Origin of the sequence: Streptomyces sp. NPDC020884 (assembly GCF_044333935.1) — a bacterium.
Classification (GTDB): Bacteria; Actinomycetota; Actinomycetes; order Streptomycetales; family Streptomycetaceae; genus Streptomyces.
Genome location: NZ_JBIRRY010000012.1, coordinates 213,013 through 227,283, shown reverse-complemented (window position 1 = coordinate 227,283; position 14,271 = coordinate 213,013). Strand labels below are relative to the sequence as shown.

Genomic DNA, 14,271 nt, shown 5'->3' with positions numbered 1-14,271 from the left:
GTGGGGCGGATGCGGATGCGGGGGCGGGGCGGTCACGGAACCGAGGTCGGGGCCGGAGTCGGAGCCGAGGCGGCTCGCCGCCCCGCCCTCGCGACGGAGATCTGCCGCCCGACCCGCGGGCCGAGCACGGAGACGACGAGCAGCACGCCGGTGACGACGATCTGGGACTGTGCGGAGACGTCCCCCAGACTCATCACGTTCTGCAGCGCCCCGAGCAGGAACACCCCCGCGACCGCGCCGCCGAGCGTTCCCCTGCCGCCGTCGAAGTCGATGCCTCCGAGCAGCACGGCCGCCACGACGGACAGTTCGAGGCCGGTGGCGTTGTCGAAGCGGGCGCTGGCGTAGTGCAGGGCCCAGAACACCCCGGTGAGGGAGGCCATCAGGCCGGTCACCGTGAACAGGATCAGCTTCTGCCGCTTCACCCGCACGCCCGCGAACCTGGCCGCTTCCTCGTTGGCCCCCGTCGCGAACAGGGAACGTCCGAACGGCGTCGCGTGCAGAGTGAGTACGGCGACGGCGAGCAGCGCCAGGAACGGCAGGAGGGCGTACGGGACGAACGTGTCGCCGATGCGTCCGGCGGCGAAGTCCAGGTAGGGGGCGGGGAAGTCGGTGACGGCGTCCGAGCCGAGCACGATCTGCGCGATACCCCGGTAGGCGGCCAGCGTCCCGATGGTGACCGCGAGCGACGGCAGCCCGAGCCGGGTCACGAGCAGCCCGTTGACCAGCCCGCACACCACGCCGAGCAGCAGACAGATGGGGATGATCGCCTCGATCGGCAGGCCCTGGTTCCACAGCGCCCCCATGACCGCCCCGGAGAGGCCGGCCGTGGAAGCCACCGAGAGGTCGATCTCCCCGGAGACCACCAGGAGGGTCATCGGCAGGGCGATCAGCGCGATGGGCAGGGTGTTGCCGATCAGGAACGACAGATTGAGGGCGTTGCCGAAACCGTCGACGAAGCCGAAGGACAGCAGCAGCACCACGATCAGGAGCGCGCCGACGACCGTGTCCCAGCGGACGGCGCGCGCGAGTGCGGAGTCAGCCATGGCGGGCGTTCCTCTTCTTCAGTGCGGACGCCACGCGCAGGGCGACGATCCGGTCGACCGCGATGGCCAGGATGAGCAGGAAGCCGTTGATCGCGAGGACCCATACGGAGCTGACGCCGAGGGCGGGCAGCACGCTGTTGACCGAGGTCAGCAGCAGCGCGCCGAGCGCGGCGCCGTAGACCGTGCCGGAGCCTCCGGTGAAGACCACGCCGCCGACCACGACCGCGCTGACCACGGTGAGTTCGTAGCCGGTGCCGGTGCCCGAGTCGACGTTGCCGAAGCGGGCCAGGTACAGCGCGCCCGCCAGACCGGCCAGCGCCCCGCAGAAGGTGTAGGCGAGCAGGATCCGCCGGCGGACGGGGATCCCGGCCAGCCGGGCGGCCTCCGGGTTGGAGCCCAGCGCGTACAGCTCGCGCCCGCTGCCGAAGTGCTTGAGGTAGTACGCCGTGGACACCAGCAGCGCCAGCGCGATCATCGCCAGCCAGGGCACCGCCGAGATGCCGCCGGAGCCGAAGTCCACGAATCCGCCCGGGAGATCTGCCGCGGTGATCTGCCGCGAGCCCACCCAGATGGAGTCGATGCCCCGGATGATGTAGAGCGTGCCGAGCGTCACGACCAGCGCGGGCACCTGGCCCAGGCTCACGAGCAGCCCGTTCAGCAGCCCGCACCCGACGCCGAGCAGCACGGCCAGCGCCACGGCCACCACCGGGTGCCCGCCGCCCTGGAGATACGTACCGGCGGCGAAGGCGCTGATGCCGAGCGTCGAGCCCACGGACAGGTCGACGTTGCGGGTGATGACCACCAGCGACTGGCCGGTGGCGACCAGCGCCAGGATCGTGGCGTTGAGCAGCAGGTCCTTGATGCCCTGCTCGGAGAGGAACGCGCTGTTGCCGAGCTGGGTGACGACGAGCATCACCAACAGGACGAACAGGATGGCCAGTTCGCGCATCCTGAAGACGCGGTCGACGAGCCGGGTGCTGCTGGACTCGGGGATCGGCGCGACGGGCGCCGGTTCGGTCGTCGTCACCGTCATGCGGCGGCCCTCCCGGTGGCTGCGGCCATCACGCTCTCCTCGGTGGCGTCGGAGCGGGGGATCTCGGCGGTGAGGCGGCCCTCGTGCATCACCAGCACCCGGTCGGCCATGCCGAGGATCTCGGGCAGGTCGGAGGAGATCATCAGCACCGCCACCCCGTCGGCGGCCAGCGCGCTCAGCAGCCGGTGCACCTCCGCCTTGGTGCCCACGTCGATCCCGCGCGTCGGCTCGTCGACGATCAGCACGGCGGGCCCGGTGGCGAGCCACTTGGCCAGGACCACCTTCTGCTGGTTGCCGCCGGACAGGGTGGAGACGGCATCGGCGATGCGGGCGTACTTCACCTGGAGCCGCACCGCCCAGTCGAGCGACCGGCTGCGCTCCGCGCCCCGGTCCATCAGCCCCGCCTTCCGGGTGGTGCGCAGGCCGGTCAGGCCGATGTTGCGCTCGATGGACATTCCCATCACCAGGCCCTGGGCGCGCCGGTCCTCGGGTACCAGGGCGAGGCCCGCGGCCATGGCGGTGGAAGGGGCGCCGTTGACGAGGGCCCGTCCGGCCACCTCGACCTCGCCCGCGTCCCACCGGTCGATGCCGAACACGGCCCGCGCCACCTCGGTGCGCCCGGCGCCCACCAGCCCGGCCATGCCGACGATCTCGCCGCAGCGCACATCGAAGGAGACGTCGGTGAACACGCCTTCGCGGGTGAGCCGCCGGACGCTGAGGGCGACCTCGCCGGCCTCGACGTCCTGCTTCGGATAGAGCTCGTCCAGGTCGCGGCCGACCATCCGGCGGACCAGATCCTCCTCGGCCATGCCGGCCAGCGGTTCACTGGCGATCAGCGCCCCGTCCCGCAGGGTGGTGACCCGTTCGCAGATGCGGAAGATCTCCTCCAGCCGGTGCGAGATGAACAGCACGGCGGCCCCCTGCTCGCGCAGCGCCCGGACCACGCCGAACAGCCGCGCCACCTCGCTGCCGGTGAGCGCGGCCGTCGGCTCGTCCATGATCAGGACGCGGGCGTCGAAGGAGAGGGCCTTGGCGATCTCGACGATCTGCTGGTCCGCGATCGACAGGCCGCGCGCCGGGCGGTCGGGGTCGAGCTCTACCCCGAGCCGGTGCATCAGGGCGGCCGTGGCGGTCCGGGTGGCCCGGTGGTCGATCCGGCCCAGCGCCCGCCGGGGCTGCCGGCCCATGAAGATGTTCTCGGCGATCGACAGGTCGGGGAAGAGCGTGGGTTCCTGGTAGATGACGGCGATGCCGGCGTCCCGGGCGTCGGCGGGACCGTGGAACACGGCCCGCTCGCCGTCCAGCAGGACCTGGCCGGCGTCGGGCCGGTGCACTCCGGCGAGCGTCTTGATCAGGGTCGACTTTCCCGCGCCGTTCTCCCCGGCGAGGGCGTGGACCTCGCCGGGGAACAGGTCGAGGGACACGTCCCGCAGGGCTCGCACGGCCCCGAAGGACTTGGAGACGTCCCTCAGTGCCAGTACGGGGGCCGGATCCTTGGCGGACCGGTGGGTCATTGGGGGCTCCTCAACGACGCGGAGGGCGTCCTCACGGCATCGTGAAAGGTTTCAAATGAGTTGCCGGGACGTTAGGCAGGTCCCTTGGGTCGCGTCAATGGGGGTGAACGCAAATTCTCGTTCGACCCTTATCCGAGTGAGGTTCCGCCGGGTCCAGGCTGCCAGGAGGGTTGACAGCTCTCGTGGGCGCTCCTACCTTCAAGCCGCGTGAATCGTTTCAGATTCATTCGAGTTCACCCCGACGTCACAGGAGCGACGAAGTGACCGAGCCCGCCATGGTGAAGGCCGCCCTCACGTCCCAGGCCATCGAGACGCCTTCCTGGGCCTACGGGAATTCGGGGACCCGCTTCAAGGTCTTCGCCCGGCCCGGTGTGCCCCGCACCCCCCAGGAGAAACTGGACGACGCGGCGAAGGTGCACGAGTTCACCGGGGCCGCGCCCACCGTCGCCCTCCATATTCCCTGGGACACGGTCGACGACTACGCGGCCCTCGCCGACCACGCCCGCGACCGGGGCCTGGCCCTCGGGGCCGTCAACGCCAACACCTTCCAGGACGACGACTTCCGGCTCGGCAGCGTCTGCCACCCGGAGGCCGCCGTCCGCCGCAAGGCGCTGGACCACCTCTTGGCCTGCGTCGACATCATGGACGCCACGGGATCCCGGGACCTCAAGCTGTGGTTCGCGGACGGCACGAACTACCCCGGCCAGGATGACATCCGCGAGCGGCAGGACCGGCTCGCCGAGGCGCTCACCGCCGTGTACGAGCGGCTCGGCGACGACCAGCGGATGCTCCTGGAGTACAAGCTCTTCGAGCCCGCCTTCTACACCACCGACGTCCCGGACTGGGGGACGGCCTACGCCCACTGCCTCAAGCTCGGGCCCAAGGCGCAGGTCGTCGTGGACACCGGGCACCACGCACCCGGCACCAACATCGAGTTCATCGTCGCGACCCTGCTGCGCGAGGGCCGGCTCGGGGCCTTCGACTTCAACTCCCGCTTCTACGCGGACGACGACCTGATGGTGGGGGCGGCCGACCCCTTCCAGCTCTTCCGCATCATGTACGAGGTCGCCCGCGGCGGCGGGCTCACCGCGGACGTCGCCTTCATGCTCGACCAGTGCCACAACATCGAGGAGAAGATCCCCGCGATCATCCGCTCGGTGATGAACGTGCAGGAAGCCACGGCCAAGGCCCTGCTCGTCGACCGTGAGGCGCTGGCCGCCGCCCAGCGGGCCGGCGACGTCCTGGAGGCCAACGCCGTGCTCATGGACGCCTACAACACCGACGTACGGCCGCTGCTCGCCGAGGTCCGCGAGGAACAGGGCCTCGACGGCGACCCGATGGCCGCCTACCGGCGCTCCGGCTGGGCGAAGAAGACCGCCGAGGAGCGGATCGGCGGCCGACAGGCGGGCTGGGGCGCCTAACCCGCTGCCCGCCCGGTACGGCCGCCGCGCCCGACAGGGGCCCCGCGCCCCGCCGAACGGCCCGTCGCACACGGGCCCCGACGCACCCCCCCGTCGCGCACGGGCCCCGTCGCCCCCCGTCGCGTACGGGCCCCGACGCCCCCGTCAGACACCGCCCCCTTGTCCGCCGTCCCCGTACCGCCTCTTTGCCGCCCCTTCGCGAAGGACACCGAGGAACCCATGGCACTCCACCCACAGGCCGCAGCCCTCCTGGCCCGCTCCCACCGGCTCGGCGCCGACCCGCGCAACACCAACTACGCAGGCGGCAACGCCTCCGCCAAAGGCGCGGCGCCCGACCCGGTCACCGGCGAGGACGTCGAGCTGATGTGGGTCAAGGGCTCCGGCGGCGACCTCGGCACCCTCACCGCCGAAGGGCTCGCCGTGCTCCGGCTGGACCGGCTGCGCGCTCTGCGCGGCGTCTACGCGGGCGTGGAGCGCGAGGACGAGATGGTCGCCGCGTTCGACTACTGCCTGCACGGCAAGGGCGGCGCGGCCCCCTCCATCGACACCGCCATGCACGGACTCGTCGACGCGCCGCACGTCGACCACCTGCACCCCGACTCGGGGATCGCGCTCGCCTGCGCCGCCGACGGCGAGAAGCTGACCGCCGACTGCTTCGGCGACACGGTCGCCTGGGTTCCGTGGCGGCGCCCCGGATTCCAGCTCGGCCTGGACATCGCCGCGGTCAAGGAGGCCAACCCGGGGGCCATCGGCTGCGTCCTCGGCGGCCACGGCATCACGGCCTGGGGCGGGACGTCCGAGGAGTGCGAGGCCAACGCGCTCCGTATCATCGGCACCGCCGAGACGTTCCTGACCGAACGCGGCAGGCCCGAACCGTTCGGACCGGTCCTCGACGGGTACGAGGCGCTGCCCGGGGCCGAGCGCCGTGAGCGCGCCGCCGCTCTCGCCCCGCACATACGCGCCCTCGCCTCCCAGGACCGTCCCCAGGTCGGCCACTTCGACGACTCCGAAGCGGTCCTGGACTTCCTCGCCCGCACCGAGCACCCGAGGCTCGCGGCGCTGGGCACCTCCTGCCCGGACCACTTCCTCCGCACGAAGGTCAGGCCCCTGGTGCTCGACCTGCCACCGACCGCCGAGCCCGCCGAAGCCGTACGGCGCCTGAGCGAGCTGCACGTCGGCTACCGGGAGGAGTACGCCGCCTACTACCGGCGTCACGCGGAGCCGGGTTCGCCCCCGATGCGGGGCGCGGACCCGGCGATCGTGCTGATCCCCGGCGTGGGGATGTTCAGCTTCGGCAAGGACAAGCAGACCGCCCGGGTGGCGGGGGAGTTCTACCTCAACGCGATCAACGTGATGCGCGGCGCGGAAGCCGTCTCCTCCTATGCGCCGATCGAGGAGTCGGAGAAGTTCCGCATCGAGTACTGGGCCCTGGAGGAGGCCAAACTCCGGCGGATGCCGAAGCCCAAGCCGCTGGCCACCCGGGTAGCCCTCGTGACGGGCGCGGGCAGCGGCATCGGCCGGGCCATCGCCCGCCGCCTCGTCGCGGAGGGCGCCTGCGTGGTCGTCGCCGACCTGGACGCGGCGAGCGGAGCAGCCGTCGCCGAGGAGCTCGGCGGCCCGGACCGGGCGGTCGCCGTCACGGTCGACGTCACCCGTGAGGAGCAGGTCGCGGCCGCCTTCGACGCGGCGGCACTCGCCTTCGGCGGCGTCGACCTGGTGGTGAACAACGCGGGCATCTCCATCTCCAAGCCGCTCGCGGAGACCACGGTCGGGGACTGGGACCTCCAGCACGCCATCATGGCCCGGGGCTCCTTCCTCGTGGCCCGCGAGGCCGCCCGCGTCATGCGCGCCCAGGGCTTCGGCGGCGACCTCGTCTACATCGCCTCGAAGAACGCCGTCTTCGCCGGTCCGAACAACGTCGCCTACTCCGCCGCCAAGGCCGACCAGGCCCACCAAGTACGCCTGCTCGCCGCCGAGCTGGGCGCGGACGGCATCCGCGTCAACGGGGTCAACCCGGACGGTGTCGTGCGCGGCTCCGGCATCTTCGCCGGCGGCTGGGGCGCGCAGCGCGCCGCGACCTACGGGATCGAGGAGGAGGAACTCGGCGCGTTCTACGCCCAGCGCACCCTCCTCAAGCGCGAAGTGCTGCCCGAACACGTCGCCAACGCCGTCTTCGCCCTCACCGGAGGCGAGCTGACCCACACCACCGGCCTCCACATCCCCGTCGACGCCGGGGTCGCCGGGGCCTTCCTGCGATGAACGCCCGTACGCAGACCCTCGCCGCGGTCGACCTGGGGGCCTCCAGCGGCCGGGTCATGGTCGGTCGCGCCGGCCCCGACACCCTGGACCTCACCGAGGTGCACCGCTTCCCCAACCGGCCCGTGCACCTGCCGGAGGGGCTGCGCTGGGACATCCTCGGCCTCTACCGGGGGGTGCTCGACGGACTGCGCGCGGCGGGTCCGGTGGACTCCCTCGGCATCGACAGCTGGGCGGTGGACTACGGCCTGCTCGACGCCGACGGATCCCTCCTCGGCAACCCCGTCCACTACCGCGACCGGCGCACCGACACCGCCCCGGAACAGGTGTGGGCCACGCTCCCGCCGGAGGCCCTCTACCGGGCGACCGGCATCCAGCACGCCCCGTTCAACACGCTCTACCAACTCGTGGCCGCCCGCGGCACCCCCCAACTCGCCGCCGCGAAAAGGCTCCTGCTCATCCCGGACCTGATCACCCACTGGCTCACGGGGGAGCAGGGGACCGAACTCACCAACGCCTCCACCACCCAGCTCATCGACCCGCGCACCGGCGACTGGAACCGCGCCCTGGCAGACCGGCTCGGCATCGACCTCGCCCTCTTCGCCCCGCTGCGCCGCCCCGGCGACCCCGCCGGTTCGACGCTGCCGCTGGTCCAGGAGCTGACCGGGCTGCCCGGCCCCGTCCCGGTGACCACCGTCGGCTCGCACGACACCGCCTCCGCCGTCGCCGCCGTCCCGGCCGGGCGGGGCGAGCGGTTCGCCTACCTCTGCACCGGGACCTGGTCCCTGGCCGGGCTCGAACTCGACGCCCCCGTCACCACCGAGGCGAGCCGCGCCGCGAACTTCACCAACGAGCTGGGCATCGACGGCACCGTCCGCTTCCTGCGCAACATCATGGGCATGTGGCTGCTCCAGGAGTGCATGCGCGCCTGGGGCCGGGACGATCTCGCCCCGCTGCTCGCCGAGGCCGCCCGCGCCCCCGCTCTGCGGTCCGTCGTGGACGCCGCGGCACCGGAGTTCCTGGCCCCCGGCGACATGCCCGCGCGCATCGCGGCCGGCTGCCGGGCGGCCGGCCTGCCGGCGCCCCTGACCCCGGGGGAGACCACGCGCTGCATTCTCGACTCGCTGGCCCTCGCCCACCGCCGCGCGATCCACCAGGCGCAACTGCTGGCCGACCGTGCGGTCGACGTCGTGCACATCGTCGGCGGCGGGGCGCGCAACGGCCTGCTGTGCCAGCTCACCGCCGACGCCTGCGGTGTGCCGGTCGTGGCCGGTCCCGCCGAGGCGGCCGCGTTCGGCAACGTCCTCGTCCAGGCGCGGGCCCACGGCCTGCCCGGCGACCTCGCCGCCACGCGTGAACTCATCGCCCGCACCCAGCCCTTGACCCGCTACGAACCGACCGGCGGCCAGGCCGTCTGGGACGCGGCCGCCCGCCGCGTCGACGCCGCCCGGCCCTTCGCCGCCTCACCCTGAGTCTCCATCCCGCCCTTTCCCCTTCGCCGAATCGGAGCCGAGTGTGATCAGCAGACGACGACTGCTCAGCACGACTGCCACCGCCCTGGGAACCACCCTCATCGCCGGAGCCATCCCGCCCGCGCAGGCCGCCGAACGTGGCGCGACCGGCGCGAGCGGAGCCAAGTCGCTGCGGGTGGGCGGATCGAGGGCCGAATACGTGACGCGCCCCCTCGGCATCGGCAGCGCCCGCCCGCGTCTCAGCTGGCCGCTGTCCGCCACCGCGGCGGGACGCAGCCAGAGCGCCTACCAGATACGCGTCGCCTTCAGCGAACGCGCCCTGGAGCGCCCCGACGTCTGGGACAGCGGCAAGGTCGACTCCCCGGACTCGGTCCAGGTGACCTACGGCGGACCGGAGTTGCGCTCCCGTACCCGCTACTACTGGACCGTGCGGGTCTGGGACGACGAGGGCCGGGTCTCCGCCTGGTCCGAGTCCGCCTGGTGGGAGACCGGCCTCAACGAAGCGTCGGACTGGTCCGCGCACTGGATCGGGGCGCCGGCCTCCCTTGTCGGCGCGCCCGCCCTGGACGCCGCGTCCTGGATCTGGTTCCCGGAGGGCGACCCGGCGACCAGCGCTCCCGCCGCGACCCGCTGGTTCCGGGGCGCCTTCGACGTACCCGAGGGGGTGACCCGGGCCCGGCTCGTCCTCACCGCCGACGACGGATACGTCGCGCACCTGGACGGGGCCGAGGTCGCGCGGGCCGACGCGGATCAGGCCGCCGAGACCTGGCGCCGCCCCTCCCTCACGGACGTGACCCGGCAGCTCACCCCCGGCCGCCATGTGCTCGCCGTCGCCGCGACCAACGACGTGACCGGCCCGGCCGGCCTGCTCGGAGCGCTGGAGCTGACCACCGCCGACGGCGTCCGCACCATCGCCACCGGGGACGCCTGGAAGGCCGCCGACGCCGAACCCACGGGCGACTGGCAGGCGTTGGACTACGACGACGGCGGCTGGGCCGCCGCAAAGGTCCTCGCCGCGTGGGGCTCCGGCCCCTGGGGGAAGGTCGCCCCCGCCTACGCCCCCGTCGCCCAGCTCCGCCACGAGTTCCGGCTGCGGCGCAAGCCGGTCGAACGGGCCCGCCTGTACTCCACGGCGCTCGGCCTCTACGAGGCCCACCTCAACGGCGAGCGCGTCGGAGCTGACCGTCTCGCCCCGGGCTGGACCGACTACGCCAAGCGGATCCAGTACCAGACCCACGACGTCACCGAGCTGCTCAGCTCCGGGGCCAACACCCTCGCCGTGGAGCTGGCCACCGGCTGGTACGCGGGCAATGTCGGCATGTTCGGCCCGCACCAGTACGGCGAACACCCGGCCTTCCTCGGCCAGTTGGAGGTCACCTACCGGGACGGCACGACCGAGCGGGTGCTGTCGGGCACCGACTGGCGGGCCGCCACCGGGCCCATCACCCTGGCGGACCTGCTCACCGGCGAGACCTACGACGCCCGCCGCGAGACCGACGGCTGGCTGCGCGCCGGATTCGACGACGCGGCCTGGGAGAAGGCCGTGCCGGCCGAGGAGAAGGTCACCGCCGAACTGGTAGCGGAGCCGGACGGGCCCTGCCGGGTCATCCAGGAACTGAAGGCCCGGAAGATCACCGAACCCCGCCCCGGCGTCTTCGTCTTCGACCTCGGCCAGAACATGGTCGGCACCCCACGCCTGCGCGTCACCGGCCGCGCCGGCACCACCGTGCGGCTGCGCCACGCGGAGGTGCTGAACCCCGACGGCACCGTCTACACCACCAACCTCCGCACCGCCGCCGCGACCGACCACTACACCCTCAAGGGCGGCGGCCGGGAGACGTACGAGCCCCGCTTCACCTTCCACGGCTTCCGCTACGTCGAAGTGACCGGCTATCCGGGAAAGCCGCCGCTCGACGCCATCGTCGGGCGGGTGATCCACACCGACGCGCCCTTCACCATGGAGTTCGAGACCGACGTCCCGCTGCTCAACCAGCTCCACAGCAACATCACCTGGGGCCAGCGCGGCAACTTCCTCTCCATCCCCACCGACACCCCCGCCCGCGACGAACGCCTGGGCTGGACCGGTGACATCAACGTCTTCGCGCCCACCGCCGCTTACACGATGGAGTCCGCGCGCTTCCTCGGCAAATGGCTGAGCGACCTCCAGGACGACCAGACCGCCGACGGCGCCTTCCCGGACGTCGCACCGCACGTCGAGGGCCTCGGCGCGGGCTCGGCCGGCTGGGGCGACGCGGGCGTCACCGTCCCCTGGGCCCTCCACCAGGCCTACGGCGACACCCAGGTACTGGAACGGGCCTGGCCCTCGATGCTGAAGTGGCTCGACCACCTCGACGCGCACAGCACCGGACGACTGCGTCCGGCCGAGGGCTACGGCGACTGGCTCAACATCGCCGACGACACCCCCAAGGACGTCATCGCGACCGCCTACTACGCCCACAGCGCCGACCTCGTGGCCCGGACCGCCCGGGTCCTGGGCAAGGATCCGGCCCCGTACACGGCACTGTTCGCGGAGATCCGCGACGCCTTCCGCGCCGCCTACGTCACCGACGGCGGCCGGGTGAAGGGAGACACCCAGACCGCGTACGTCCTCGCGCTCTCCATGGACCTCCTGACCGCGGCGGAACGGCGCACCGCGGCCGACCGCCTCGTCGCCCTCGTCGAGGCGAAGGACTGGCATCTGTCCACCGGCTTCCTCGGCACCCCGCGCCTGCTCCCCGTCCTCACCGACACCGGGCACACGGATGTGGCGTACCGCCTGCTGCTCCAGCGGACCTTCCCGAGCTGGGGATACCAGATCGACCGCGGGGCCACGACCATGTGGGAGCGCTGGGACTCCATCAAGCCGGACGGAAGCTTCCAGGACGCCGGGATGAACTCCTTCAACCACTACGCGTACGGCTCGGTGGGGGAGTGGATGTACGCGCACATCACGGGCATCGCCCCCGCCGCTCCCGGCTTCCGCAAGGTCACCGTGCGGCCCCGGCCCGGCGGCGGCATCACCCGCGCCCGGGGCCGGTTCACCTCCCTCTACGGCCCGGTCACCACCGACTGGAAGACGGAGAAGGGCCGCTTCCAGCTGACCGTGAGCCTGCCCGTGAACACCACCGCCGACGTGTGGATCGCGGCAGGCCGGGCCGAGGACGTCACGCACACCGGCGCCCGGTTCCTGCGGATGGAGGACGGCTGCGCGGTCTTCGCCGTCGGCTCGGGGGACCACCGCTTCTCCGTCTGATCACCTTCGGACCACAGCCGTGCGCCGTAGCCGCGATCGTCCACCGATCACGGCTACGGCGCACGCGCCGTCCCGCGCCGAGCAACTCCGACCAGGCCCGGCGCGTCCTCGGGCGGCGAAGGACCGTCGTCACTCCTCGCGCCGGGACCGCCAGAGCAGCCAGATGAAGTACGGCGCCCCGATCACGGCCGTGAGGAGCCCGACCGGGATCTGCGCCGGAGCGATGACCGTCCGGCCGACCGTGTCGGACACGACCACCAACAGCGCGCCGAGCAGCGCGCTCACCGGAATGACCCGCACATGACGGCGGCCCACCAGGGCGCGTGCCGCGTGCGGGGCGACGAGGCCGACGAACCCGATCACACCGACCGCCCCCACGGCCCCCGCCGTCAGAAGGACGGCCAGGCTCAGCAGCCCCAGCCGGGTGGCGCCGATCCGTACGCCGAGCAGGGCGGGCGTCTCGTCGTCCAGCCCGATCAGGTCCAGTTCGCGGCGCATCACCGCGAGGACGGGCAGCGCGACGACCAGGGCCACCAGCACCGGAATCAGCTCGGGGAACGTCCGACCGTACGTCGACCCGCCGAGCCAGGCCAGCGCCTTCGTCTCGTTGTGCGGGTCGGTGAGCACGATCAGCAGACTGACGAACGCGCCCGCGCCCGCCTGGACCCCGATGCCGATCAGCACCAGGCGGTTCTGCTCCAGACCACGGCGTGCGGCCAGACCGAACACCAGCGCCGCGGCGGTCGCCGCACCGGCCAGCGCGGACCCGCCGATCAGCCAGAAGCTCGCCAGCGGTACGACGGTGAGGACGGCGACCGCCCCCACGCCGGCCCCGCTGACGACGCCGAGGACGCCCGGCTCCGCGAGCGGGTTGCGCGACACCGCCTGGACGACGGCTCCCGCGACGGCCAGCGCCGCACCGGCCAGCAGGGCGGCGGCGACCCGGGGGACGCGGGTGTCGAGGATGTACGTCACCAACTGCCCCGACCGGCCGGTGAGCCAGTGGCCCACATCGCCCAGGAGCAGCGTGGCGTCGCCGAACAGCGTCGCCGCCACCACCGCGCCGAGCAGCCCCACGACCGTCGCCACCAGCGTGAGGACGAACGCGCGCCGACCGCGCATCCGGGCGAACGCCGTGGAGCCGCTGTCCGTGCCCATGTCGCGCGACCGGTAGGCCAGGACGACCAGGACGAGTGCGCCGAAGCAGGTCGTGACGATCCCGGTGGGCACCTCGGCCCCCGCCTGGGCGCCGAACACCGCGCGCAGCAGCACATCCGCGCCGAGCACCACGAGCACCCCCGCGAGCGACGACGCCGGGATGAACGCGTGGTGCCGGACCAGGCCCGGGATCCACGTACTGAGCAGCCGGACCACGGCGGGCGCGCACAGACCGACGAAGCCGACCGGCCCCGCGACCGCCACGGACACCGCCGCCAGCAGCACCGCGAGGACCACGGCCGTGCTGCGCGTCAGCCGGGGGCTCACCCCCACGACCGCCGCCCCGTCGTCGCCGAGGGCGAGGATGTCCAGCCGCCTGCCCAACAGCATGAGCCCGGCGAACGCCACGAGGGCGACCGGGGCGAGCCGGTCGATGGACTGCATGCCGATCTGGGCGAGCGAACCGTTGCCCCAGGCGAACAGCCCGGTCGTCTGCTGGGAGCGCAGGAGCAGCAGCATCCCGCTCAGCCCGGACAGCGCGAGGGTGAGCGCCGAACCCGCCAGCACCAGCCGGATGGGTCCGGCCCCCGCCCGCGACAGGCCGAGGACGACGCCCGCCGCCAGCAGCCCGCCGAGGAACGCCGTGGCCCCGGCCGGCAGCGCGGGCAGCGTGATGCCGAACGCGGCGACCGCGACCACCGCGAGATACGCGCCCGCGTTCACGGCGAGCGTGTCGGGGGAGGCCAGCATGTTGCGCGACACCGACTGGAGGGCGGCGCCCGCCGCGCCGAGCGCGCAGCCGACGAGGAGCCCGGCGGCGAGCCGGGGCAGCCGGGAGTCCAGGACCACGGCGGCCGTCTGCTCGTCGGCGGTCCGGTCGGAGACGGCCCCGGTGGCCAGGTGCCAGAGCGTGTGCAGATCGACGGCGGCGGTGCCCTGGCTCACGTGCACGATCGCGAGGGCGGCCAGGGCGCAGAGCCCCGCGAGCCCGAGGAGGAACATCCGGCCGCGGCGGGCCGGCCGGCCGGCCGTCACCGGGGACACGGCCCCGGCCGGACCGGCCGCGCCCGCCACCGTCTGCACGGGGGCGGGCGGGGCGGTTGTGGTGCGTGTGTTCATCG

General features: G+C 73.0%; 8 protein-coding genes. 4 read left to right on the top strand and 4 right to left on the bottom strand.

The window, feature by feature from the left end:
- Positions 1-32: 32 nt before the first annotated feature.
- Genes ACH4UK_RS32760 through ACH4UK_RS32750 form a run of 3 tightly spaced genes read right to left on the bottom strand, consistent with a single transcriptional unit; the run spans position 33 to position 3,590 of the window.
- Positions 33-1,043 carry an ABC transporter permease gene (locus ACH4UK_RS32760; protein ID WP_398362230.1) on the bottom strand — a complete coding sequence of 337 codons (1,011 nt, stop codon included), beginning with the start codon at positions 1,041-1,043 and terminating at the stop codon, positions 33-35.
- Positions 1,036-2,076: an ABC transporter permease gene (locus ACH4UK_RS32755; protein ID WP_398362229.1), complete on the bottom strand. Its 1,041-nt coding sequence runs from the start codon at positions 2,074-2,076 to the stop codon at positions 1,036-1,038. Before ACH4UK_RS32755 ends, ACH4UK_RS32760 begins: the two co-directional genes overlap by 8 nt.
- Entirely contained in the window at positions 2,073-3,590 is a 1,518-nt protein-coding gene (locus ACH4UK_RS32750; RefSeq protein WP_398362228.1) for a sugar ABC transporter ATP-binding protein, read from the bottom strand. The genes ACH4UK_RS32755 and ACH4UK_RS32750 overlap by 4 nt, the downstream gene beginning before the upstream one ends.
- 260 nt (positions 3,591-3,850) lie before the next feature.
- On the opposite strand from ACH4UK_RS32750, the gene rhaI reads away from it, so the two are divergent.
- The 4 genes from rhaI to ACH4UK_RS32730 all read left to right on the top strand — a co-directional run bounded on the left by rhaI (position 3,851) and on the right by ACH4UK_RS32730 (position 11,992).
- Positions 3,851-5,011: an L-rhamnose isomerase gene (gene rhaI / locus ACH4UK_RS32745; protein ID WP_398362227.1), complete on the top strand. Its 1,161-nt coding sequence runs from the start codon at positions 3,851-3,853 to the stop codon at positions 5,009-5,011.
- Positions 5,012-5,230: 219 nt separating this feature from the next.
- Positions 5,231-7,270 carry a bifunctional aldolase/short-chain dehydrogenase gene (locus ACH4UK_RS32740; protein ID WP_398362225.1) on the top strand — a complete coding sequence of 680 codons (2,040 nt, stop codon included), beginning with the start codon at positions 5,231-5,233 and terminating at the stop codon, positions 7,268-7,270.
- A complete protein-coding gene (locus tag ACH4UK_RS32735) occupies positions 7,267-8,739 on the top strand; it encodes a rhamnulokinase family protein (protein ID WP_398362223.1) in 1,473 nt (490 codons plus the stop codon). The genes ACH4UK_RS32740 and ACH4UK_RS32735 overlap by 4 nt, the downstream gene beginning before the upstream one ends.
- A gap of 43 nt (positions 8,740-8,782) precedes the next feature.
- Positions 8,783-11,992, top strand: coding sequence for an alpha-L-rhamnosidase (locus tag ACH4UK_RS32730; RefSeq protein ID WP_398362221.1), 3,210 nt, complete (start codon positions 8,783-8,785; stop codon positions 11,990-11,992).
- 129 nt (positions 11,993-12,121) lie between these two features.
- Here ACH4UK_RS32730 and ACH4UK_RS32725 read toward each other — a convergent pair whose 3' ends face one another.
- Positions 12,122-14,269, bottom strand: coding sequence for an iron ABC transporter permease (locus ACH4UK_RS32725; protein WP_398362219.1), 2,148 nt, complete (start codon positions 14,267-14,269; stop codon positions 12,122-12,124).
- Between the last annotated feature and the right edge of the window lie 2 nt (positions 14,270-14,271).